This is a genomic window from Curtobacterium sp. Curtsp57 (assembly GCF_047324335.1).
Taxonomy (GTDB): domain Bacteria; phylum Actinomycetota; class Actinomycetes; order Actinomycetales; family Microbacteriaceae; genus Curtobacterium.
In genome coordinates this window covers 665,545-687,980 of sequence record NZ_CP168511.1, presented here as the reverse complement: position 1 = coordinate 687,980, position 22,436 = coordinate 665,545, and the positions used below count along the sequence as shown (strand labels likewise).

Annotated in this window: 24 protein-coding genes; 12 read left to right on the top strand and 12 right to left on the bottom strand. The window is 71.7% G+C overall.

The window, feature by feature from the left end:
* Positions 1-20: 20 nt before the first annotated feature.
* Positions 21-590 (bottom strand): TetR/AcrR family transcriptional regulator, encoded by a 570-nt coding sequence (locus tag ACEN9V_RS03200; RefSeq protein ID WP_413602108.1) that lies wholly within the window; start codon positions 588-590, stop codon positions 21-23.
* A 23-nt stretch (positions 591-613) separates the two neighbouring features.
* Between ACEN9V_RS03200 and ACEN9V_RS03195 the strand changes: the two genes are divergently transcribed.
* A complete protein-coding gene (locus ACEN9V_RS03195; RefSeq protein ID WP_413602107.1) occupies positions 614-1,804 on the top strand; it encodes an MFS transporter in 1,191 nt (396 codons plus the stop codon).
* 135 nt (positions 1,805-1,939) lie between these two features.
* The gene (locus ACEN9V_RS03190; protein ID WP_413602106.1) at positions 1,940-2,161 is read left to right on the top strand and encodes a hypothetical protein; all 222 of its coding nucleotides are present in this window, start codon (positions 1,940-1,942) and stop codon (positions 2,159-2,161) included.
* Between the two features lie 22 nt (positions 2,162-2,183).
* On the opposite strand, the gene ACEN9V_RS03185 is transcribed toward ACEN9V_RS03190, so the two are convergent.
* A complete protein-coding gene (locus ACEN9V_RS03185) occupies positions 2,184-3,083 on the bottom strand; it encodes an SDR family oxidoreductase (RefSeq protein ID WP_281264321.1) in 900 nt (299 codons plus the stop codon).
* 94 nt (positions 3,084-3,177) lie between these two features.
* Between ACEN9V_RS03185 and ACEN9V_RS03180 the strand changes: the two genes are divergently transcribed.
* Both ACEN9V_RS03180 and ACEN9V_RS03175 read left to right on the top strand, forming a co-directional pair.
* Positions 3,178-3,513 (top strand): DUF3140 domain-containing protein, encoded by a 336-nt coding sequence (locus ACEN9V_RS03180; RefSeq protein WP_413602105.1) that lies wholly within the window; start codon positions 3,178-3,180, stop codon positions 3,511-3,513.
* A gap of 25 nt (positions 3,514-3,538) precedes the next feature.
* Entirely contained in the window at positions 3,539-3,805 is a 267-nt protein-coding gene (locus ACEN9V_RS03175) for a Rho termination factor N-terminal domain-containing protein (RefSeq protein ID WP_413602104.1), read from the top strand.
* Here ACEN9V_RS03175 and ACEN9V_RS03170 read toward each other — a convergent pair.
* The 6 genes from ACEN9V_RS03170 to ACEN9V_RS03145 are packed head-to-tail and all read right to left on the bottom strand — an operon-like array spanning position 3,747 to position 10,501.
* Positions 3,747-5,069 carry a glycoside hydrolase family 125 protein gene (locus tag ACEN9V_RS03170; protein WP_413602103.1) on the bottom strand — a complete coding sequence of 441 codons (1,323 nt, stop codon included), beginning with the start codon at positions 5,067-5,069 and terminating at the stop codon, positions 3,747-3,749. The genes ACEN9V_RS03175 and ACEN9V_RS03170 overlap by 59 nt on opposite strands.
* A complete protein-coding gene (locus ACEN9V_RS03165) occupies positions 5,066-6,085 on the bottom strand; it encodes a Gfo/Idh/MocA family protein (RefSeq protein ID WP_413602102.1) in 1,020 nt (339 codons plus the stop codon). Before ACEN9V_RS03165 ends, ACEN9V_RS03170 begins: the two co-directional genes overlap by 4 nt.
* 53 nt (positions 6,086-6,138) lie before the next feature.
* Positions 6,139-7,125 (bottom strand): Gfo/Idh/MocA family protein, encoded by a 987-nt coding sequence (locus tag ACEN9V_RS03160; RefSeq protein ID WP_413602101.1) that lies wholly within the window; start codon positions 7,123-7,125, stop codon positions 6,139-6,141.
* Between the two features lie 43 nt (positions 7,126-7,168).
* Positions 7,169-8,572 (bottom strand): ABC transporter substrate-binding protein, encoded by a 1,404-nt coding sequence (locus ACEN9V_RS03155; protein WP_281264326.1) that lies wholly within the window; start codon positions 8,570-8,572, stop codon positions 7,169-7,171.
* Positions 8,569-9,507, bottom strand: coding sequence for a carbohydrate ABC transporter permease (locus tag ACEN9V_RS03150; RefSeq protein WP_281264327.1), 939 nt, complete (start codon positions 9,505-9,507; stop codon positions 8,569-8,571). Before ACEN9V_RS03150 ends, ACEN9V_RS03155 begins: the two co-directional genes overlap by 4 nt.
* Positions 9,508-9,511: 4 nt before the next feature.
* Positions 9,512-10,501 carry a carbohydrate ABC transporter permease gene (locus tag ACEN9V_RS03145; RefSeq protein WP_413602100.1) on the bottom strand — a complete coding sequence of 330 codons (990 nt, stop codon included), beginning with the start codon at positions 10,499-10,501 and terminating at the stop codon, positions 9,512-9,514.
* Between the two features lie 175 nt (positions 10,502-10,676).
* On the opposite strand from ACEN9V_RS03145, the gene ACEN9V_RS03140 reads away from it, so the two are divergent.
* Complete coding sequence (locus ACEN9V_RS03140) at positions 10,677-11,966, top strand: ROK family transcriptional regulator (RefSeq protein ID WP_413602099.1); 1,290 nt, start codon at positions 10,677-10,679, stop codon at positions 11,964-11,966.
* Positions 11,967-11,987: 21 nt separating this feature from the next.
* Here ACEN9V_RS03140 and ACEN9V_RS03135 read toward each other — a convergent pair whose 3' ends face one another.
* Entirely contained in the window at positions 11,988-12,269 is a 282-nt protein-coding gene (locus tag ACEN9V_RS03135; protein ID WP_281264330.1) for a hypothetical protein, read from the bottom strand.
* Positions 12,266-13,282 (bottom strand): HD domain-containing protein, encoded by a 1,017-nt coding sequence (locus ACEN9V_RS03130; protein ID WP_413602098.1) that lies wholly within the window; start codon positions 13,280-13,282, stop codon positions 12,266-12,268. Before ACEN9V_RS03130 ends, ACEN9V_RS03135 begins: the two co-directional genes overlap by 4 nt.
* Before the next feature lie 87 nt (positions 13,283-13,369).
* Here ACEN9V_RS03130 and ACEN9V_RS03125 point away from each other — a divergent pair, with 87 nt between their 5' ends.
* Positions 13,370-14,332, top strand: coding sequence for an SDR family NAD(P)-dependent oxidoreductase (locus ACEN9V_RS03125; protein ID WP_413602097.1), 963 nt, complete (start codon positions 13,370-13,372; stop codon positions 14,330-14,332).
* 54 nt (positions 14,333-14,386) lie between these two features.
* Positions 14,387-15,190: a DUF1684 domain-containing protein gene (locus ACEN9V_RS03120; RefSeq protein ID WP_413602096.1), complete on the top strand. Its 804-nt coding sequence runs from the start codon at positions 14,387-14,389 to the stop codon at positions 15,188-15,190.
* Positions 15,191-15,364: 174 nt separating this feature from the next.
* On the opposite strand, the gene ACEN9V_RS03115 is transcribed toward ACEN9V_RS03120, so the two are convergent.
* Positions 15,365-15,925 carry a histidine phosphatase family protein gene (locus ACEN9V_RS03115; RefSeq protein ID WP_413602095.1) on the bottom strand — a complete coding sequence of 187 codons (561 nt, stop codon included), beginning with the start codon at positions 15,923-15,925 and terminating at the stop codon, positions 15,365-15,367.
* Between the two features lie 38 nt (positions 15,926-15,963).
* Between ACEN9V_RS03115 and ACEN9V_RS03110 the strand changes: the two genes are divergently transcribed.
* A complete protein-coding gene (locus ACEN9V_RS03110; RefSeq protein ID WP_413602094.1) occupies positions 15,964-17,448 on the top strand; it encodes a reverse transcriptase family protein in 1,485 nt (494 codons plus the stop codon).
* A 15-nt stretch (positions 17,449-17,463) separates the two neighbouring features.
* Here the strand turns inward: ACEN9V_RS03110 and ACEN9V_RS03105 are convergent, their stop codons facing one another.
* The gene (locus tag ACEN9V_RS03105; RefSeq protein ID WP_413602093.1) at positions 17,464-18,180 is read right to left on the bottom strand and encodes an MgtC/SapB family protein; all 717 of its coding nucleotides are present in this window, start codon (positions 18,178-18,180) and stop codon (positions 17,464-17,466) included.
* A gap of 106 nt (positions 18,181-18,286) precedes the next feature.
* Between ACEN9V_RS03105 and ACEN9V_RS03100 the strand changes: the two genes are divergently transcribed.
* The 4 genes from ACEN9V_RS03100 to ACEN9V_RS03085 all read left to right on the top strand — a co-directional run bounded on the left by ACEN9V_RS03100 (position 18,287) and on the right by ACEN9V_RS03085 (position 22,430).
* Complete coding sequence (locus ACEN9V_RS03100; RefSeq protein WP_413602092.1) at positions 18,287-19,558, top strand: acyl-CoA dehydrogenase family protein; 1,272 nt, start codon at positions 18,287-18,289, stop codon at positions 19,556-19,558.
* A 168-nt stretch (positions 19,559-19,726) separates the two neighbouring features.
* Positions 19,727-20,422 carry an LLM class flavin-dependent oxidoreductase gene (locus tag ACEN9V_RS03095; RefSeq protein ID WP_413602091.1) on the top strand — a complete coding sequence of 232 codons (696 nt, stop codon included), beginning with the start codon at positions 19,727-19,729 and terminating at the stop codon, positions 20,420-20,422.
* Positions 20,419-21,693 carry an NtaA/DmoA family FMN-dependent monooxygenase gene (locus ACEN9V_RS03090; RefSeq protein WP_413602090.1) on the top strand — a complete coding sequence of 425 codons (1,275 nt, stop codon included), beginning with the start codon at positions 20,419-20,421 and terminating at the stop codon, positions 21,691-21,693. Before ACEN9V_RS03095 ends, ACEN9V_RS03090 begins: the two co-directional genes overlap by 4 nt.
* Before the next feature lie 383 nt (positions 21,694-22,076).
* A complete protein-coding gene (locus ACEN9V_RS03085) occupies positions 22,077-22,430 on the top strand; it encodes a carboxymuconolactone decarboxylase family protein (RefSeq protein WP_281264339.1) in 354 nt (117 codons plus the stop codon).
* Positions 22,431-22,436 lie beyond the last annotated feature (6 nt).

Sequence of the window (22,436 nt, the reverse complement as noted above, 5' to 3'; positions counted from 1 at the left end):
CCAGGAGGCCCACGTCGGCGTCACTCGATTCCGTGCCCGTCCAGCAGGCTCGACGCGACCGCCCGCGCCACACCGGTGTCGGCATCGGCGTCCCGGAGGCGCATGGCGAGCGCGCCGGAGACGACGAGCGTCAACTGCTCACCGAGCGTCCCTGCCCGATCACCCACGAGGGGCACCGCCAACTCCGTGAGCCGCGTGCGCAAGCCCGACGACTCGGCATCGAGCACGACGCGGATCTCCGACGGCGCATCGGCGTACTCGGACGCGGTGCCGAGGAACGCGCACCACCGTGACGCCGCCGAGCGGGTGCGGTAGTCGTCGAGTGCGTCGAAGACCGCCAGGAGCCGGGCACGATCACCGGTCTGCCGCTCGACCGCAGCAGTCCACGTCGCCTCCCAGTCCAGCCGGCGCCGCTCGAGGGTCGCGGCGACGAGCGCCTCCTTGCTCGGGTACCCCCGGTAGAGCGTCGCGGACGACACCCCTGCACGCTCCAGGACCGCGTCCACCGAGGTCGCCGCGATGCCGTGCGTGAAGAACAGGTCCTCGGCGGCGTCGAGGAGCTTCTGCTCGGTTCCTGCACGCATGGCCATGTCAGCACCCTAGACTCCGAAAAGTGAAACGATCGTTTTCGAAAGGAACCGGGCTCGCCGCGGCCGGTACAGCCCTCGTCGCGGTGACCTACGGGCTCGTCCGCCTCGCGTACGGACTGGTGCTGCCGGACGTGCAGGCGGACCTGGGGCTCGGCGCGGCGCTCGCCGGGTGGATCTCCGCTGGGGCGTCGACCATGTACTGCGTCGGGGCGGTGATCGGGTTCCTCGCGGCGACGAGGCACCCGCGCTCGCTCGTGGTCCTGGCCGCGAGCACCGCGGCGGTCGGTGCCGCCGGGATGGCGTGGAGCCACGACGCGACCACCTTCGGCGTCGCGGCGGTCCTGAGCTCGACGGGCGCGGGCGCTGCATCGCCGGCGCTCGTCCGGCTGGTCGCGCGGAACACGGCACCGGATCGGGTGCCTCGCGGGCAGTCGGTCGTGAACGCGGGGACCGGACCCGGGCTCGTCGCGGCCGGGGTCCTCGCACTCGCGGTCCTGCCCGAGTGGCGCACCGCCTGGTTCGTCGCCGCGGCCTGTTCCGTGCTGGCCGGGGCCGCAGTGCTCCGCACCGACCACCGCGGTCACGACGACACGACGGAACGCGGTCACGACGACACGACGGAACGCGGTCACGCCGACACGACGGAACGAGTGGACCGAGCAGGACGACCGACGGGGTCGTGGTTCGTCGCGCACCGTCGACTCCTCCTCGCGGCACTGCTGCTCGGCGCCGGCTCCGCCGCGGTCTGGAACTACGGCCGATCCGTCCTGGTCGACGCCGGTGTCGATCGGGAGGCCTCCATCACCGCCTGGATCGCCCTCGGCCTCGGAGGTGCTGCGGTCGTCGTCACGAGCCGGTGGACGGTCGGCATGCGACCCGCGCGGCTCTGGGCGATCAGCGTGACCGCGGTCGTGGTCGGGTCCCTCGCGCTCGCCGTGGCGCCCGGTGCCGTCTCGGTCGCGCTCGTCGCCTGCCTGGTGTTCGGATGGGGCTACACCGCGGCGACCGGGGCGCTGATCGCCTGGACGACCGAGATCGACCCGGATCGTGCGTCGGCGGGGACCTCGATGCTCTTCGTCACCCTGGTGCTCGGGCAGGCCCTGGGCGCCGTCGCGGCCGGCGCCGTGATCGGCGTCGCCGGCGCGGTGACGGCGTTCGCACTGGCGGCCCTGGTCGGACTCGTCTCCGCTCCGGCGGCCGGGCCGCGGCACTGAACGTGCGCACCGCCGGACGGGAGGCTCGGAGCGCGCCCGCACCGAGCCTCCCGTCCGCCCCGTGATCGCGTCGCGAGCCGCGCGCACGTCCGGTGTCCAGGTCGAGCCGCGCGCGGTGCGGCAAGATGGTGTCTCGTGAACCCACAGCCGCAGCAGCCCCGCTGGCGCAAGACCTGGTCGACCGTGCAGGTCGGTCTGCTCTCCGCGGCGGTCATCGCGTGCATCGTGATGCTCGTCGTCGGCGACGGCAGCCTGAACCGGGTGTGGGCCGTCGCACTGGTGTTCTTCGGGATCGCGCTGCTCGGGCACATCACGTTCCTCGTGTACACGGCGCGGTACGAGCGCGACAGCCGCTGAGACCGTCCGAAACGGCCCTTCGTCAGGGCGTGACCATGCCGCCGTTCACGTTGAGCGTCTCGCCGGCGACGAAGCTCGACTCGTGCGACGCCAGGAACACGTACGCGGGCGCGAGCTCGGCTGGCTGACCCGCGCGGCCCATCGGCGACTCGCTGCTGCCGAACTCCGGCAGGGTCTCGGGGTCGACGCCGCTCGTGACCTGCAGTACCGACCAGGTGGGACCGGGCGCGACGACGTTCACGCGGATGCCCTGCTCGATGAGTGCCTGCGAGAGGCCCTTGGAGAAGTTGTTGATCGCGCCCTTCGTCGCCGCGTAGTCGAGACGGTCGGGTGCGGGCTTGTACGCCTCCATCGACGCCGTCGTGGTGATCGTCGATCCCGGGTGCAGGTGGGGGAGCGCAGCCTTCACGAGCCGGAACAACCCGAACACGTTGACGTCGAACGTGGCCTCGAACTGCTCGTCGGTGATGTCGAGCAGATCGGGTTGCCAGACCTGCTTGCCCGCGACGCTGACGAGCGCGTCGATACCGCCGAGCCCCTCGACCGCCTCGGCGACGAGGCGTCCGGCGTACTCGCGGTCGCGGAGGTCACCGGGGATCGCGACAGCCGTCCGTCCGGCGGCGCGGACCTGCTCGATGACGTGGTCGGCGTCCTCCTGTTCCTCGGGCAGGTAGGCGAGTGCGATGTCGGCGCCCTCGCGGGCGAACGCGATCGCGACGGCGCCGCCGATGCCGGAGTCGGCACCGGTGATGAGCGCCTTGCGGCCGGCGAGGCGGCCGGTCCCGCGGTAGGTGTCCTCGCCGAGGTCCGGGACGGGCGTCATCCGCGACTGCAGACCCGGCTCGGGTTGCGTCTGCGGCTCGGGCGACACGTCGGGGTAGCGGGTGCGTGGGTCAGCGGGTTCGTACTGGTCGTGCGGCATGCACCCACCGAACCCGTCGACGCCTGAGAGGTGGTCAGGAGCGTGCGTGATCCGGATTCGCCGGACGCTCAGCGATCCGGACGATGGTGGTGCCATGAGTGACGACGACCAGCAGACCAGGGCCGACTTCGCCGACGCGGTCAACATGACCGCGTCCGAGCTCCGGAAGTGGCTCGACACCGACGAGTCCAAGAGGGTCGGGCAGAAGTCCGGCGGGAGCACCGAGTCCACCGGGCACGAGAGCGGACGGCACATCGTCCGCATCCTCGAGAAGAAGCAGGCCGACTACACGGACGCCGACTACGCGCACATGCGGAAGGTCGTCGGGTACGTCGCGCGGCACGCGAAGCAGCGGCCGAAGGGTGACGTGCACGACACGGCGTGGCGGTACTCGCTCATGAACTGGGGCAACGACCCCGAGAAGCACTGAGGCTCGGCGGCGTACGGTCTCGGCCATGCCGAACCAGCAGATGCGGGGCGTGAAGAACCCCGAGATGTACGAGGAACTCCGCGCAGAGGGCAACTCGAAGGAGAAGTCCGCGCGGATCAGCAACGCCGCGGCCGCGAAGGGCAAGCGGGCGGTCGGGAGGAAGGGCGGGGAGTCCGGCTCCTACGACGACTGGACCGTCGCGGATCTCCGGAAGCGTGCGAAGGAGCTCGGACTCACCGGGTACTCGTCGAAGCGGAAGAGCGAGTTGATCGAGGCGCTGCGCGACCACTGAGGTCGTCCGCGACGGTCAGCGCCAGCTCGCAGAACATCGCGTCGGCCCACGAGAACCACTCCCGTGAGAACGCGGCGGGGTCGTCCACGTCGAACGACTCGTGCATGCGCCCGGTCCCGGCGTCCGTCGCGAGCAGCACGGCGAGGAGCTCCCGCCGGCGCTCCGGCGTCCCGGTGATGCCCTCGACGCAGAGCGCGATCGGCCACACCCGGTTCGGCTCGGTGTGCTGGCTCCCGATCCCCTCGGCCGCCGCTCCGCTGAACCAGTACGGGTTCGCCGGGGACAGCACCAGGCGTCGGGTCGCGGCGGTGACCTCGGGGTCGATGACGTCGGGCGCGTCGAACGGCAGTGAGAGCAGCGACGGCATGTTCGCGTCGTCCATGAGCACGACGCCGTCGAGCCCGTCGACCTCGTACGCGTAGACCTGCTCGCCGTCGTGCTCGACGATGCCGTGCCGACGCACCCCGTCGAGGACGGCCGACCGCAGTGCGTCGGCGTCGTCGGCGAGCCGCGCGTCGCCGTACACGTCGCGGGCGATCTCGGCGAGGTCCAGCAGTGCCTGCGCGGCGTGCAGGTTCTCCGGGACGTTGTAGCCGTACGTGCACGCGTCGTCCGACGGACGGAACCCGCACCAGGTCATGCCCGTGACGGCGACCGGGGTGCCGCGACCGTCGCGGTCGAGCGTCTCGGTCGCGATGCCGACGTCCCGGACGAACCGGTACGCGGACGCGTCGTGGTCCTGCTCGGCGCGCCACTGGTCCACGATCGTGCGGAGGACCCGGTGGGCGCGCTCGTCGAACAGGTCGGTGCGTCCGGTCACGGTCCACAGCCGGTGGGCGAACTGGACCGGGTAGGCGAGGCTGTCGACCTCGTACTTCTGCTCCCACACCGACGGGTCCGCGCAGAGGTCCCTGGCATCGTGGTGTGCGCCGGTGGCCGAGCGGTTGAAGGCGTTGGCGTACGGATCGTGGTCGATGCACCGGAACTGCCGCCGGACGACCCCGGTCAGGACGTCGGCGATCGCGGGGGAGTCGGCGGCGAAGCGCAGGTACGGGAGCATCTGCGTCGTCGAGTCGCGGAGCCACATCGCGGGGATGTCGCCGGTGATGACGAAGGCGGTGCCGTCGTCATCGAGGGTGATGGTGTCGGTCAGCGTGCGGGTGAGGGCTTCCTCGACCCGGTCGCCGACACCGACACCGGCGGTGCCCCGGACCGCGTCAGCGGCGGCCCGGAGCACCGAGGTGGTCTCGTCGTCGAGGATCACGCGGAGACCGGCTCCACCTGGAGCACCGACGCGATGGTTCCGCTGTGGGCGCCCTCGTACGCCGCCAGGATCATGCCGAGCACGGCGATGCCCTCCCGCTCGGTGTGGATCGGACGCGTGCGGTCCCGCAGGCACGCGCCGAACGCGCCGATCTCCGCCGCGAAGGTGTCCACGTCCTCGTAGGTCACGGTCTCGCTGGTGCCGTCGAGCAGGTCCCAGCGGAGCGTGGTGCCGTCGCTCGTCAGGGAGCCGAGCTCACCGACGGCGCTGAAACGCTCGGTGCCGGCGGCCGGCTCGTACGCCCAGCTCGTGACGAGCTGGCCGACGGCACCGTTGTCGAAGCGGAACAGGGCCTGCGCCGAGTCCTCGCCCTCCATGAACGTCAGGCGGTGGGTCGAGAGCAGCGCCGTCGCCTGGACGGGGACCCCGCCGGCGAGGTGCATGAGCAGGTAGCTCGGGTGGTAGCCGGTGTCGATGAGCTCGCCGCCGCCGCTCTTTGCCGCGTGTGCACGCCAGCCCATGTTCTCCGGGTCGAAGTCGTTGCGGAAGCTGTCCGTCGTGCGGACCTCGTACACGGTGCCGAGGACGCCGGTCTCGATGAGCTCCTTCGCCTTCGCGACCGCCGGCATGAAGAGCTGGTTGTGCGCGCACATCAGCGTGACGCCCGCATCGCTCACGGCGGCCTGCACGTCGCGCGCTTCCTCCGGGGTGAGGCAGAGCGGCTTCTCGCAGAGGACGTGCTTGCCGGCACGTGCCGCGGCGACGATCGCGTCGCGGTGCAGGTGGTGCGGCAGGCAGATGTCGACGGCGTCGATGTCGGCGCGGTCGAGCATCTCCTGGTAGTCGGTGAAGTGGGGCACGCCGAGCTCGGCGCCGCGGGCCTCGGCGGTCGACGCGAACGCATCGGCGACCGCGGCGATGCGGATGAGGTCCGGGTGCTGGGCGTAGCCGGCGATGTGTGCGGACGCGATGCCGCCGCCGCCGATGAGTCCGACGCGGATGGTGTCGTTGGACATGGTGACTCCTGGTTTCGTGCTGGGTTGCTGGTGTCGGTCGGTCGCGCGGCCGGTCAGGCCGCGACGGGGGTGCGCGCAGCGGCGTTCGCGGCGACCACGAGCCTCGTGAGCTCGACGGCGCGGGCGATGTTGTCGTCGGCACGCGTGCCGGAGGTGATGTGGTCCACCCACTGTCCGAAGGCGTCCTGACCGTCCTCGGGGACCGGGATGGTGACCGGCTCGTCGCCGTACGCCGACCCGCCGGCGGTGAGCCGGGCCTCCTGGTCGGAGAACGCGAGCCATCCGCCGGTGCCCGCCACGTCGATCGTGAACGGGGTGCCCGCGACGAAGCCGGCTTCGATGATGCCGATCGCCTGGGAGGCGTAGCCGACCGTGACGACCGCGTGGTCCTCGACGGCGCGGCGGGTGACGGAGCGGTAGACGGCCTCGACCGAGTCCGGGCGGGCACCCAGGAACAGCTGCGTGAGGTACACCGGATGGCAGCCGAGGTCGGTCAACGCGCCGCCGATCGCGGTCGACGGATCGAAGAAGCGCTCCGGCAGCCACGGCCGGACCGCGCCGTCGTGCGACAGGCGGACGCGGGCGTGGTTGACCTCGCCGAGGCGGCCGGATCGGATCTCCTCGAGGATCGCCTGCGTGTACCCGTGGTACAGCCGGGGGAGCGAGACGATCAGCGTGACGCCGGCTGCGTCGCAGGTCGCGATGATCTCCTCGCACTCCTCCACCGTCGGGGCGAGCAGCTTCTCGGTGAAGACGTGCTTGCCGGCCCGGGCGGCGCGCGTGATCACGTCGCGGTGCACGTCGGTCGACGTCGTGATCGTGACGGCGTCGATGTCGTCGCGGGCGAGCAGCGCGTCGAGGTCGTCGGTGAACTCGACACCGAACTGCTCGGCACCCTCGCGACCACGGGCGACGTCGTCGTCCCACACGGCGACGAGCTCGGTCCCCGGGTGCTCGACGGTCTGGCGGGCGTAGTCACCGGCGTGGACGTGCCAGAAGCCGAGGACGGCGACGCGGATCGGGGTGGTGGTGCTGGGCATGGTTGCCTTTCGTGGAAGTGGTGCGTGATCCGGCCCGGGGAAGCTAGACCCGGACCTTGTCGTAGTCCTTGGGCAGCTTGAACGGGGAGTAGGTCTGCATCATCGGGTTGACCCGCGCCTGTGCGCGCTCGACCGCCTCCTGCGGCGACGCGGTGCCGAGGAGCACGCTCGACCTGGCGTCGGCGAGCGAGTCCCACCACGCGCCACCGACGGGCAGGGGCGGGCGGCAGGTGGAGTCGGGCATCGACTCGACGAAGAAGCGGATCGACTTCGCGGAGCCCTTCGGGTCCTTCAGCGCGGCGATGTTCGACGGGACGCTCGTGGCGGGGACCATGTAGGTCTCCTGGCCGCGCTTGCCGGTGAAGTACTTCATCAGCTCCCACACGGCCTTGTTCTTCTTGGAGCCCTTCGGCAGGCAGAGCGCGAAGCCGCCGGACCAGGTGTACTTGTCGTCACCGGCGGCCTGGGTCGGCAGGTACGCGACACTCCAGTCGAGGTCCTTCGGGCCGTAGTTGTCGAACGTCTGGATCGTCGAGGGAACGCTGACCATGAACGCCATCCGGTTCGCCAGGAACGCGGTCTGCCCCGGCGGGTGTCCCGTGGGCTCGTACGTGGCGATGAACGTGTCCGCGGCGCGGTAGCCGTAGCGCTGCGCCCACTCGTCGTAGAACTCGTAGATCTTCTTGACGCTGCCGGAGTCCATCGTCATCTGCGAGTCGGCCTGGTCGAAGTACGACGCCCCGAGTCCGAGCCCCCACGTGAACGGCCAGCCCTCGCCGTACCAGGGGAGGAGGCCCATCTTGCTGTAGTTGCCGCCCTCCTTCTTCGTGAGCTTGTCGCTGACCTCGGCCATCCGGTCCATCGTCACCGGGCCGTTCTGCTCCCAGTCGAACTCGTCCAGGTCGAGCCCGGCGTCGCGGAGCATCGTGCGGTTCACGAACATCCCGCGGGCGTCGGTGTCGTGCGGCAGGCCGTACGTCTTGCCCTGGTAGGTCAGCTCGCCGACGGTGAACCCGAGCCAGGAGGACAGGAACTCCTCCTTGGAGACGTCCTCGAACTCGGCGATCAGCTCGTCGATCGGCTCGATGAGCCCGATCGCCGCGTACTGCGCCGCGCTGAACCGGTCGAGGAGCCACAGGTCTGGTGCTGTTCCACCGCGGACGGCCGTGATGACGCTGGTGGCGTCGCCCGTGCCCTGCGAGGGCACCTGGTTGACGCGGACGTCGATCTCCGGGTGCAGCTGCTTGAACTGGTTGATGACCTTGGTCTGGAACGGCACGAAGGTTCCCGTGACGCCCCAGATCGAGACCGAGTTCGGGTTGCTGCCGGCACCGCCCGTCGCGCACCCGGCGGCGAGCAACGCGAGGGCACCAGCACCGCCCGTCGCGGCGGCGGCGCGGAGGAAGGTCCGGCGGTCGAAGGCGGCGCCGTTGTGTCGCGCGTTCACTTGAAGCTCCCGATCTGGATGCCCTTGAGGAAGGTCCGCTGGAAGAAGAAGAACAGGATGACGAGCGGCAGGATGATGAGGATCGATGCCGCCATCAGCTGGTTGAACTGGAAGTCCGCGCTGTTGTTCAGGCGGAAGACCTGGAGGCCGATCGACAGGGTCTGCACGTTCTCGTCCTGCAGGTAGATGAGGGGCCCGAGGAAGTCGTTCCACGCACCCACCGCGGCGAAGATGCCGACCGTGACGAGCGCGGCCTTGGCCTGCGGGAAGACGATCCGCCAGAGGATGCGCCACTCGGACGCGCCGTCCATGCGTGCGGCGTCGAGCAGGTCCTTCGGGATCTGCAGCAGGAACTGCCGGAGGAGGAACACGTAGAACGCGGACCCGAACAGGCTCGGGACGACGAGCGGCAGGAAGGTGTTGATCCAGCCGAGCCGCGCGTACAGGTCGAACATCGGGATGAGCGTCACCGGGAACGGGATGAACAGCGTCGCGAGCACGACGTAGAACATCCGGTCGCGGCCACGCCACTCGATGCAGGAGAACCCGTAGGCGATGACCAGGTTCGACACCATCGAGAACAGCGTCACGAGCACGGTGATGATCAGCGTGTTCCGGAAGAACGTGAAGAACGGCATCGCGTTCACGGCCTCGCCGAAGTTCGACCAGTCCAGCCACTGCGGGAACCAGGTCGGGGGGAACGCGCCGAGCTCGCTGTTGCTCTTCAGCGCGGAGATCACCATCCAGTAGATGGGGATGAGGAACAGCAGGCTCATCGCGATGAGCACCACACGGGCGCCGATCGACGACCACGGGGAGCGGACGGAGCCGTCGGCGTTCCTGGAGCGGTCCGCGCGGGCGTTCCTGCGGTCCTTGGGGCGGACGTCCTCGATCGACGACGTCTCGGTGGACACTCGGTCCTTCTGCATCGTCATGGCGTCACTCCCCGCTCACGTCGTAGTTCACGAACCGCTTGGACAGCCAGTAGACGAGTCCGGAGAGGATCATCCCGGCGAGGAACAGGAGCACGGCCATCGCACTCGCGAACCCGAGCTGCGCGTAGCTGAACGCGTTCTTGTAGAGGTAGAGCATGTAGAACAACGTCCCGTTGTCCGGGGACCCGAGTCCGCCGGTGCCGGACGAGATCACGTACGCCTCGGTGAACACCTGCAGGCCGTTGCTGATCCCCGTGATGAGGTTGAACAGGATCGCGGGGGAGATCAGCGGCAGCGTCAGCGCGAAGAACTGCCGCACCGGACCGGCGCCGTCGACGCGTGCTGCTTCGTACAGGGTCTTCGGGATGCCGCGCATGCCGGCGAGGAACACCAGCGCCGCGTTGCCGGCACCCATCTGCGCGAGCGCGACGATCACGAGCTTCGCGGTCGTCGGGTCGCCGAGCAGATTCGTCGCCGGGATCCCGACGAGCTTCATCGCCTGGTTCACGATGCCGGTCTGCGGGTTGACGAGCACGACGAAGATGAACGCGAGGGCGAAGGTCGGGATGAGGGACGGGATGTACAGCGCCGTCCGGTACCAGCTGATCTCCTTGACGTCCTGGTTCATCGCCAGCGCGATCACGATCGCCACGACGATGCCGACGGGCACCGCGATCACCGCGTAGAACAGCGTGTTGCCCACGGCGGTGTGGACGAGCGGGTCGAGGAACGCGGCGATGTAGTTGCCGAACCCGACGAAGGTCGCGGCGTTCATGCCGGAGTACCGCGTCAGGCTGATCACGAAGGAGTAGATCAGCGGGTACGCGATGAACACGAGGACCCCGACGATCCACGGGGAGATGAAGGCGATACCGATGCGGAGGCGTCGCTTCTCCGCTGCGGTCCAGGGGTGTTTCTTCCCCGCTCGTCGACCGGTGCGCTCGGTCGGTGGAGCGGGTCGCGCTGTGGTGGCCGGGCGAGCGGTCGTCGTCACGGGCGTCCCTTCGGGTTCCCGTCTCACACCGGTGTGACGACGGGCGCGACCACCTCGGTGTGGTCACTCGGCGATCTGCCCGTCCGGATCGGTTCAATCCAATTGATTGACAAATTCGCTTGGTCAGGAATGCTAGGGACCATGCACGAGCTTCGTCAAGCACCTGATCGCTGAGATGTCTGCAGGGCAGAACGCGACCCACATCGCGGCGCACAACCGCGCCGTGGTGCTCGACGTCGTGCGCCGTGACGGCCCGGTCACCCGCTCCGCGCTGACCACCAGGACGGCACTGACCGCCCAGACCGTGTCGAACATCGCGGCCCGACTCCTCGCCGACGGCCTGGTCCGGGAGACCGGCGCAGCGGTCCGGGAGACCGGCGCAGCGGTCCGCGAGACCGGCGCGGCGGTCCGGGAGACCGGCGCGGCGGTCCGGGTCGCCGGCCCGGTCGCCGGTCGTCGCCTCGAACTCGCGCCGGACGGTCGCTTCGCCGTCGGCGTCCACCTCGACCCCGCGCAGGTCTCCGTGGTGCTCCTGGACCTCGCTGGCGGGCTCGTCGCCGAGCAGCACCTCGGCGCGGCCGACGTCGACGATCCCTCGTCGACGCTCGACGCGATGGCCGGCGCGGTCGACCACCTCGTGACGTCCGCTCGGATCGACCGGGCGCGCGTGGCCGGCATCGGTGTCGCGGCGCCTGGCCCCATCGAGCGGGACCGCGCGGCGCTCGGCGCCCCCGTGCAGCTCGCCTCGTGGTCCGGCGTCCCGATCGCCGCCGAACTCGCGGAGCGCACCGGGTTCCCCGTCCGCATCGAGAAGGACGTCGTCGCGAGTGCCCTCGCCGAGTGGTGGACGGCGCGGTCGACCGAGGACCTGGTGTCGGTGTACCTCGGGCACGGCGTCGGAGCGGGCATCGTGGTCGGTGGCGAGGTCGTCCGAGGCAGCACCGGCAACGCCGGGGAGTTCGGCGGCATCCCCGTGCACGCGCACGGCGGCTGGACCGAGCTCTGGGAGGCGTGTCAGCCCCTCCAGCAGGTCCGGCGCGGGGTGGCCGCCGGGCTCCTCGCGCCGGTCGCCGAGGACCCGGCGTCCGTCCGGGCCGCGTTCGAACGGCTGTGCGCGCTGCCTGCGGCACGGCCGCTCCTCGCCGAGGCCGGCGCGGCGCTGGGGTCGGCGCTCGTCCACGTCGTCGAGCTCCTCGACGTGCAGCGCGTGGTCGTCGGCGGGAGCGCCGCACTCGCCGGCGGCGCGACCCTCCTCGACGGACTGCACGCGCGGCTCTTCGAACGCCTGGGTTCGCGTCGCGCGCCAGCGGTGGCGTTCACGGCGCTCGGTGAGGACGTCGTCGCCCGCGGCGCGGCGTGCGCCGTGCTGCTCACGTCCGCCCCGGCCGGTCCCGTCGTCCCCGCGGTGCGGCAGGTCCGGACGGGAGGCCCGGCTCGGCCCCGGGACATCGCCCACCCCTGGTAGGCGGTCGCGGAAGCGTCCGTCTCAGACGCCGAGGCGCAGGAGGAGCGGGCCCAGCAGGCCGATCACCCAGATCGCGACGATGGCGGCGGCGCCGATCGCGAGGCCGCGTCGCTTCCAGCGCCGCCTCGGCGTCGCCGGCTGCTCGCCCCACATCTGCGTGCGGACCATCATCCGGTTCGCCTCGCCGACGAGCTGCCGGATCTGCGGGTCGTCCATGTCGAGACGGCCCTCGCGCGCGTGTTCGGCGATCGCGGCTGCCTCGTCCAGGGACAGCCCGTCGCTCGTGCTCCCGGGACCGGTCATGACGTCATCGTCCCACTCCGGAGCGCGCTCGGCACACGGGTGCGCTGAACGGCGAGGTCGAGGGGGATCCCGCGCTGCAGCTCGATGACGTCCTCGCTCGTGATGACCGCGCCGTCGACGGTCGGCAGGTCCAGGTAGGTCCGTCGGACCACATGGGCGAGGGCGTCGTCCGACGCCGGGGTGTGTCCGTCGGCGAACTGCCAGTGCTCCGGGTTCCGACGGAGTTCGACGGCCTCGTCGACCGTGGCCGGGTCGGCGAGCAGCACCGCCCAGAGCTCGTCGTCGGTCAGCCCGGCGAACCTGGCGGGGGTGAGCGTCCCCGCGTCGAGCACGCGCGTCACCAGCGACCGGAGCACGACGTTCGGGACGATGTTCGCCTCGGACCGCTGCGCCCGGGCCTCGCGCACCGCGAGGTCCACCACCGCGGCGGCGGTCGCGGCGTCGGTGTCGACGGTGCCGTCGACGAGCCGCAGCCGGCCGAGGAGCTCAGCGGGCGGCGAGGTCGTCCGGCCGTGCGCCTGACCACTGCGCAGGAACGAGTCGAGGTGGTCGAGCTTCAGGCCGCCGCGCCGGTTCGTCAGCGGGGACGGCAGTGCGCCGTCGTCCGTGCTGATCACGGCCTCCGGATCGATGCCGCCGTCGTGCAGCACGTCGGCGAGCCCGCGGACCGCAGCGCGACCGAGCGTGTGGTGGTCGAGTCCGCCGAGCCCCTCGAGCGTGTGGCTGAACGGCAGGTGCCCGACGTCGTGCAGCAGACCGGTGACCCGGGCGAGCGCGTCGTCCGGGGCGAAGTGCGCCACGAGGGCGAGGACCCCGAGCGAGTGCTCGAGGCGCGTGTACGTCTGTGTCGTGGTGATCGACGCTGCGCCCGCGTGGGCGATGAACGCGAGTCGCCGGACCGGCCACGTCGTGAGGAGCGTCCGTTCGAGGGGCGTCAGCCGGACCTCGATGCGCCAGAGCGGGTCGAACCACACACTGTCGATGCCCAGTGTGTCCACTGCGTCGCCGTGCACGTGACCTCCTCGACCCTGCCGACCTCACGCTACCGGGGGACGGCCCGTACGGTCGATGGACAGCGCCGTGCGCGTACGAACGGGCACATGGCACATCGATTCCGCGGTCAGGTCGTCGTCGTCACCGGAGCCTCGAGCGGCATCGGGCGAGCGGCGGCGCACGAGTTCGCACGAGCAGGCGCGACGGTGGTCCTCGCTGCGCGCAGCCACGAGAGTCTCGAGGCCGCCGCGGAGGAGTGCCGACGGTTGGGTGCCGAGGCGCTCGCGATCACGACGGACGTCGCGGACGAGCAGCAGGTGGCGGACCTCGTGGGCACCGTCACGAGCCGGTTCGGACGGATCGACGTCTTCGTCGGGAACGCCGGCCTGTTCGTCTACGGCCTGTTCGAGCAGACCCCCACCGAGTCGTTCAAGCGGGTCGTCGACACCAACCTGTACGGGCACCTCAACGCGATCACGCATCTCCTGCCGCACTGGAGGCAGCGCGGCCGCGGGACCTACGTCTTCGTCGGGAGCATCCAGTCGCTGTTGTCCGCGCCGTACCAGTCCGCGTACGTCACGAGCAAGCACGCGGCGCTCGGACTGGTCGACGTGCTCGGCGACGAGTTCGCCCACACCGGCATCGAGTTCACCACGCTGATGCCCTCGACGATCGACACGCCGATCTACCAGAACGGCGCCAACTACACGGGCAAGCGGTCCCACCCGCTGCCGCCGACGGTGTCCGTCGAGCGGGCAGGGCGAGCCGTGCTGCGTGCAGCGGCCCATCCGAAGCGGTACCGGTTCGTCGGACGGATCCAGGCGTCGCTCGTGCCGCTGCAGTACGTCTTCCCCGGCCTGTTCCACGCGATCACGGGACCGATGGTGGAGACCTTCGCGCTGCGCGGGAAGGGCGAGCCCACCGACGGCAACCTGTGGCAGCCGGCCGAGTCCGGCAACGCCACCGACGGCGGGTGGGTCGCGAAGCGACGGCGCGTCACGCGCCCGCTCCTCGTCGTCGGCGCGGTCGGGGCGGTGCTGGCCCTGGCCGCTGGCGGCCGCCGCCGGTGACGCCGGATGTCGGACGGGTCGCCGTGCGGCCCGGGACGACGTAGCGTCTGGAGCATGACCACGACGACCGAGACCGCGTTCGCAGTCGACTGGCGTGCGTGGCACGACGCGCACGAGGCCGCTCGCGCCGACGAGCACGGCTTCCTCGCCGTCACGAGCATCCGCTGGCTGACGTGGACGCCCGAGCGCTTCGACGACGCGCCCGGCGAGTGGTCGACGAGTGACGACGGCCCCGTCGTGGTGCTCGCGGACGGGGAGTCGCTCGAGGTCGACGGCGCCACCGTCACGGGCACGCACCGGTTCGGGCCGCTCGCGGAGCGCTCGTCCACCACCGTGGTGTGGCGCACCGACGACGAGACGACCGTCGTCGAGGTGGCCCGACGTGGCGGCAGCGACATCGTCCGCCCGAGGCACCCGTCGAGCCCGATCCGCACCGGGTACCGCGGCACACCGGCGTACGCACCGGACGAGCGCTTCGTCGTCGACGCCCGCTTCACCCCGTTCGACGAGCCGCGCGAGGTCACGGTCGGTTCCGTCGTCGACGGACTCCAGCACGTGTACGCCGCACCGGGGACCCTGTCGTTCGACCTCGACGGGCCGCGGACGCTCCTGGCGTTCAACGGGCACGGCGACGGGTTGCACGTGCTGTTCACCGACCGGACGAGCGGCGTCACGACGTCCGCGGCGAACCGGAGCCTCGACATCGACGCCCCCGATGCCGAGGGCCGCACCCGCATCGACTTCAACCGCGCGACGAACCTGCCGTGCGCCTACACGGCGCACGCCACCTGCCCGCTGCCACCGGCCGAGAACCGGCTCGACGTCGCGGTCGAGGCGGGCGAGCAGCTCCCGGCCTGAGCGGGTCGGCGGACACCCGAGTGGGTCTCCGGACACATCCGCGCGGACCAGGGCGCTGCCGGCAGGGCCGCGTCCGTAAGCTCGCGACGTGGGCACGGGGGGAACCGACCACCGGTCGGACTGGAGGCGCGGGGCGGGCCGAGGGGGAGCCTCCAGTCCGGTGGGTGGGCACCTTCAGTGCGTCACGCGCGTCCAGCCGGACGTCGCGCGCCACGCGCGCGGATCGAACGTGAAGACGCTGCCCATGCCCGGCTGGTCGAGGTCCCTGGAGATCGCCGCCCCGGTGAGGTCCGCGAGGAGGAGCGCGCCGACCGCGCCGTGCGAGACGATCGTGACGTCGGCCCCGTCCGCGGTGTGCCCGCGGACGGCATCGACGATGCGGGCTTGCGCGTCGACTGCGCGCTCCCATCCCCGGACCGACTCGGCGGGGCGGGCGAAGAAGGCGTCGACGACCGGTTCGAACTCCGACGGCGCCAGGTAGCCGGTCGCGCTCCGGTCGATCTCGCCGAGGAGTGGGTCGACCGTCGTGGCCAGGCCGACGGTCCGGGCGAGGAGGTCGGCGGTCTCGAGGGCCTTGCGCTCCTCGCTCGAGACGATCCGTGCCGTGCCGGGACGCCACGCGTCGCGGTGTGCAGCAGCGGCGCGGGCGCGGCCGGTGTCGGACAGGTGCCACGACTCGATCGGCGCAGCGGGGTCGACGACGACCTCGGCATGGGTCAGGAAGAACGACGGCATCCGTCGATCATGGCAGCGGGGCGTCGTATGGTGACTGCGTGGAGTTCCCGGGGGAGGCGGACGGCGCGCGTGACGCGTCGACCTCTCCGGGGTCACCCCGGGGCACGCAGGACCAGCAGGACGATACGCCCCGAGAGGCACGGCGCGCTCCGCGCGCTCATCCTCACGGAGGCACCGACAGGTCCCCCGGGAACGCCACGCCCCTCGCCGTCGTCGCCGCCGCGCTGGCCGACGCCTTCCTGGCTGCCGAGGAGTGGACCGCGGACGCGTTGACCGTCGCGGGGTACGACGTCCTCGGTGTCGAGCGGGCGTACGTCGGTCTGGCGGTCGCCGCCGCGCTCGACGCGTACCCACGGCCACCGGTGGACGCACCGCGGCAGCTCGCGGCGGTGCTCGCCCGTGCGCCCCGACTGGCGACGTTGCACCGGTCGCGGGAGCAGGTGCGGCCCGTTCGGGTCCTCGCACGGCAGGCGGTCCCGGTGCGGGCACGGCCCGAGACGGCGAGTCGGCTGCTGGTCGACACGCTGCCGGAACTGGCCCGGGCGCTGGACCTCACCGTCGGGCGGCTCTTGTGGCTCGCGGACACCAGAGGGTGGAACCGCAGCCGTGGGCCGTCGAGCCCACTGCACCACCACCGGCACGAGTGGGTGCGACGTCCTGACCGCACGCCTCGGCTGCTCGAGAAGCCGATGGCGATGCTCAAGCGGACGCAACGGACGATCCTCGACGAGCTGCTCGTCGCGCTGCCCGTCCACGACGCCGCGCACGGGTTCGTCGCGGGCAGGGGCGTGCTCTCCGGTGCGAGGGCGCACGTGGGACGGGAAGTCGTCGTCTCCGCGGACCTCACCTCGTTCTTCGCGTCGGTCCGCGCTCCCACCGTCTACGGCGTGTTCCGTGCGGCGGGCTTCGCCGAACCCCTCGCCCACGTCCTCACGGGGATCTGCACGCACCGGGTCCCGCCCCACGTGCTCACGGCGATGCCGGACGGCGGCGACCCGGACGAGCGGGCGGCGCTGCGACGATCGCTCGCGGAAGCGCACCTGCCGCAAGGCGCACCGACGTCGCCCGCGTTGGCGAACCTGGCGCTCCGGCACCTGGACGCGCGGCTCGACGGCTGGGCGACGGCGGTGGACGCGACCTACACCCGCTACGCGGACGATCTGGTGTTCAGCGGTGGTGATCGCCTGGCGCGCCGGACGGATGCGTTCCTCCGCGGCGTCGACAGGATCGTCCGCGAACAGGGCCATCGACTGAACCCACGGAAGACCCGTGTCCGCCGACATGGTGTGCGGCAGTCGGTCACGGGCGTGGTCGTGAACGCACGGACCGCACCCGGTCGGCGAGAGGTCGATCGGTTGCACGCGGAACTGCACAACTGCGTCGTGCACGGTCCGACATCGCAGAACCGATCAGGGCACCCCGCCTTCCGCGAACACCTGCTCGGGCGGATCGGATGGGTCGAGCAGGTGCACCCGGGGCGGGCGCGACGGCTCCGGGAGGAGTTCGCACGCATCTCCTGGTGACTGATCCTCGGCAGGTCACTCCAGGTCGTCGGCCGCGGTGGGGTCGACCGCGCGGACGCCGTCGACCTCGCCGAGCTGCGCGAGCAGCATGCCGGAGTCCCGCGGTCCGGTGACCTCCAGCCGGACCGCGGTCGTCTCGTCACGGTCGCTGTCCTGCTGGACGAGCCGGCCGACATGCCAGCCGCTGGCGGTGACGAGCGTCAGGACCTTCGGCAGCACGCCTCGGCCCGAGTCGTACAGCACGTCGAGCGTCAACGACGACTCGGCGGAACGGGGGAGCGCGCGGATGAGCGCCGTGTAGCCGAACACCACCACGAAGTGCAGGGCGGTGACGACGAGGGCGAGCAGCCAGAGTCCGGCGCCGGCGGCCATGCCGATCGCCGCGGTCTCCCACACGGACGCCGCGGTGGTGAGCCCGCGGACGGCCCCACGGCGCGTCAGGATCAGCCCGGCGCCGAGGAACCCGACGCCTGAGACGATCTGGGCCGCGACGCGCGACGGGTCGAGGACGACGTGGCCGGCGAGCAGGACGTCGCTGAAGCCGTACTTGCTGACCAGCAGCATCAGGGCAGAGGCCGTGCCGACGATGGTCTGCGTCCGGATGCCCGCGGCCTTCGACCGGAGCTGCCGTTCGAGTCCGATGAGCGACGCGAGGGCGAACGCGAGCAGGACCTCGCCGATCTGCACCAGCCCCTGTCCGGCGAACGGCGCGGTCAGGTCGTGGATGGTCATCGCGTCGACGCTACGCCGCGACGAGGTGTGACGCCCGGTTTCGCCGCGTTGCACGAGGTTGCGGCAGCGGTGTCCGGCCGTGCGCGCGGTCGGTAGCGTGCGCCGCATGTGCCCGAGTGAGATCCCAGCAGACGACCGGTACGACGAGCTCATCGCGCCGCTCCGGCCCGTGATCGAGCGGATCGGACTCGACGCCTTCGAGCGGGAGCGTGACGAGCGCCTCGCGACGGAGCAGCTCGGGTGGCTCGTCGAGGCCGGGTTCGCGCGGTGGCGGACCCCGGAGGACTGGGGCGGCGTCGGGGCTCGGCTGTCCGACCTGTTCCGCGCCGTCGCCGAGATCGCCGAGGTGGACCCGAACCTGGCGCACGTGTGGCGGAACCACTTCTCGTTCGTCGAGGACCGCGTGCACGCGGACGGCGGCACCGCGGACCGGGAGCTCGTCGCGCGGCTCGGTGGCGGCGAGGTCGTCGGGGGTGGGTGGAGCGAGACGCCGAACGCCACCGGGGAGCGCATCACCACGACCGCACGCCGGGACCCGGACGGCGGATGGCGCATCAGCGGCGCGAAGTTCTACTCGACGGGCAGCGTCTACGCCAGGTGGATCACGGTGATGGCGATCGACGAGGCGGGGGAGCAGATCGTGGCGCTCGTCGACGCCGAGGACCCCGACGTGGTGGTCGGTGACGACTGGGACGGCTTCGGACAGCGCATCACCGGCAGCGGCAGCGTGCGGTACACCGACGTGCACGTCCCGGACGAGCGCGTGCACCCGTTCGCCACCCGGTACCCGTACCAGGAGCAGTACTACCAGACCTTCATGCACGCGATCCTCGTCGGCATCGGGCGTGCGGCACTGCGTGACGGCGTCGCCGCGCTGCGTGCTCGTGCCCGGGGACACCACAACGGAACTGAGGCCCGCCCGACACACGACCCGGAGCTCCTCGGTGTCGTCGGGACCGTCGCCGCGCGGGTGTACGCGGCCGATTCGGCGTTCGTCGCGAGCCTCCGGTCGATCGACGACACCGTCGACCGCCACGACGAACTGCGCGCGGCCGGAGCGGACCCGGCGGGGGACGAGACGCTGACGGGGCTGCTGGAGCGGAGCTGGATCACGGTGGCCCAGGCGCAAACCGTCGTGACCGATTCGGTGCTGGACGCGACGACCGTGGTGTTCGACGCCCTCGGGTCGTCGGGGACCTTCCGATCGATCGGCCTGGACCGGCACTGGCGGAACGCGCGCACCCTGTCGTCGCACAACCCGCGCGTGCACAAGCGGCGGATCGTCGGCGACCACCTGGTGAACGGCGCGAGCCCGCTCGACCGCCGGGACCCGACGGCAGCCGCCGCCCCGTCGACCGCTGGCGCCACGTCCGCGTGACGCCCGGTCGCGCTGCGACCGCCGAGGCGTAACGCCCCGTCATCCCGCGCAACGCGGTGACGCCCACGAGCAGCGGGCTCGTCGCGACCCGTACGGTCGTCCGCAACGGCCCGCCACCCGGCGCTGGGGAGGCGACGGTGGCGGGCCGCTCCCGATCCCGGAGGACAGATGACGGACACCAGCACACGCATCGCATCGCCGATCCGCGTGTCAGACCCCGACCTCGCGACCGCGGTCCACGAGCCCGGAGGCATCGCCGGACTCGCGGACCGGATCCGGCGCACCGACGCGGACACGGTCGTGCTCGGTGCGGACCGCTTCGTCCAGGAGCAGGCCCACGGACCACGGGTCGACCCGACGTCGGCGGCGCTCGCCCTCGGCCGTGCGCTGCCGGCGCACCGGTTCCTGATCGCCGTCGCCCCGACACGGGACCACCCGTACAACGTCGCCCGTCGGGTGCTCTCCCTCGACCACGTGCTCGCCGGTCGCGTGGGGCTACTCGTCGGTGCCCACGACCACGGCGCGCACGACCCCGCTGCTGACGACGAACGCTCGCACGACCCCGCCGAGTTCGCACGGGTCGTCCGCGGTCTCTGGGCGACGTGGCCGTTCGACAGCATCGTGGGGGACCGCTCGACCGGGGTGTTCGCGGACACCGACCGCATCCGGCCGCTCGACCACGACGGCGGCCCCGGCGGATACCGCGTGCGTGGCCCGTTGACCACGCCGTCACGTCCTGGTGGCTCACCCGTGCTCGCGGTCTGGGACGACGTGGACCTGCCGGACGCCGACCTGCGCCTCTCCGCCGCGACCCCCGTCCTGCCGGCCGACGCTGCGCAGCGCGGCCCGGCGACCGCCGCATGAGCCGCGACGCCGACGCCGGCCTGGTCCTCGGCGTGAACCTGCAGGGCTTCGGGCAGCGACCGGCCGCGTGGCGGACCCAGGACGTCGCCGCCACGGACCTCCTCACCGTGGCGTTCTGGGAGGACCTCGGGCGCACCGCCGAGCGAGGCCTCCTCGACATGGTGTTCCTCGCCGACCACCCCGCCTGGAGCGACCCGAACGTCCGGGCGTACGGGCTGCTCGAGCCGTTCGTCGCCCTCGGGGTGATCGCCGGCGCGACGACGCACCTCGGGCTCGTCGGCACCGCGTCGACGACGTACAACGACCCGGTGGAACTCGCCGAGCGGACCCTGTCGCTCGACACCGTCTCGGGCGGGCGGGTCGGCTGGAACGCGGTGACGACGTACGACCCCTCGGTGTCCGCGAACTTCGGCGTCGCACGGAACCCCGATCGGCCGGAGCGCTACGCCCGCGCGGGGGAGTTCGTCGACCTCGTCCGGGCGTTGTGGGCCTCCGCCGCCACCGGGGCGACCGTGCACCACCGCGGCGAGTTCCTCACGCACGACGGTGTGCTCCGGGTCCCACCGTCGGCGCAGGGGCATCCGGTCGTCTTCCAAGCCGGGGGATCGCCGCACGGCCGCGACCTGGCCGCCCGGGTCGCCGAGGGCGTCTTCGCCGTCGAGCTCACCCCGGAGCCGGCCCGAGAGCACCTCCGTGCCGTGAAGCGCGCCGCCGCGACGTACGGGCGGCGGTCCTCCGACGTCACGGTCGTCCCCGGGCTCTCGCTCGTCCTCGGCAGCACCGAGGCCGAGGCGCACGCCCGCTTCGACCATCTCGAGTCCCTGGCGCCGGACGGGTACGCACTCCGGGCGCTCGGCACGCACCTCGACGCCGACCTCGGCGGTCTCGACCCGGCAGCCCCCATCCCGTCGTCGATCCTCGACCGAGAGGTCGACCCGGTCACGTACGGCCCGTCGCTCGGCTACCACGAGACCGTCGTCCGCTGGGTCCGCGCGAACAACACGAGCCTCCGCGACGTCCTGCGGGGCTTCGGCGGGTACGGCGCGCGGATCGTCGTCGGCACACCGGAGCAGGCGGCGGACACGATCGAGGACTGGTACCGCACCGGTGCCGCCGACGGCGTCAACCTGATGATCGACGAGTTCCCCCGGGGACTCGAGACCGTCGTGGACGAACTCGTGCCGATCCTGCAGCGTCGCGGCGTGTTCCACCGCGAGTACGAGGACGTGACCTTGCGCGGCCGGCTGGCCGCGCGCCGTCACGCCGCGTGACCACCGGACGGGAGGCGCGGGTCGGGCCCGCACCGTGCCTCCCGTCCGCCTGCGCCGGTCTGGAGGCGCGGGTCGGGCCCGCACCGTGCCTCCCGTCCGCCTGTCGTTGCGTCTGCAACCGGCGACAGGATCGCTGTCGTACGACAGCGACCCTGTCGCTTGGCCGCGTGTGCAACAGTTGCAGGCGCGCAGGAGCGACAAGACCGATGTCGTACGACAGCGACGCTGTCGTTCCGAGTCGGGCCCGCCGCCGCCCCGCCCGCCCAGCGCCGCGTGACGCCGCGTGACGCGCGCCCCGCCGACCGACGTCACGTGACGAAACCCCCGGTCACGGACCGCAACACCCGTCACTGGACGGTGCGAGCCGCCATAGCGTCGCAGCCATGACCGACTTCCTCGACCGCGAGCACGACAAGACCTACACCGCCGTCTACAAGCGTGAGACGCCCGACATCCTCGCCGCGTTCGCGCAGTTCGACGGTGCCGTGTTCCAGGCAGAGGACCGGGCGATCCCGCTGAAGTTCCGCGAGCTCATCGCCGTCGCGGTCGGCATCACCACGCAGTGCGTCTACTGCATCGACGCGCACTCGCAGCGCGCCGTGCAGGCCGGCGCGACCGAGGCCGAACTCGCCGAGGCCGCGTGGGTCGCGACCGCGATCCGCGCCGGCGGCGGCTTCGCCCACGGCCGCCTCGGCTTCAAGTTCGGATCCGAAGCGTCCCCCGCACACACCCACTGAGACGGA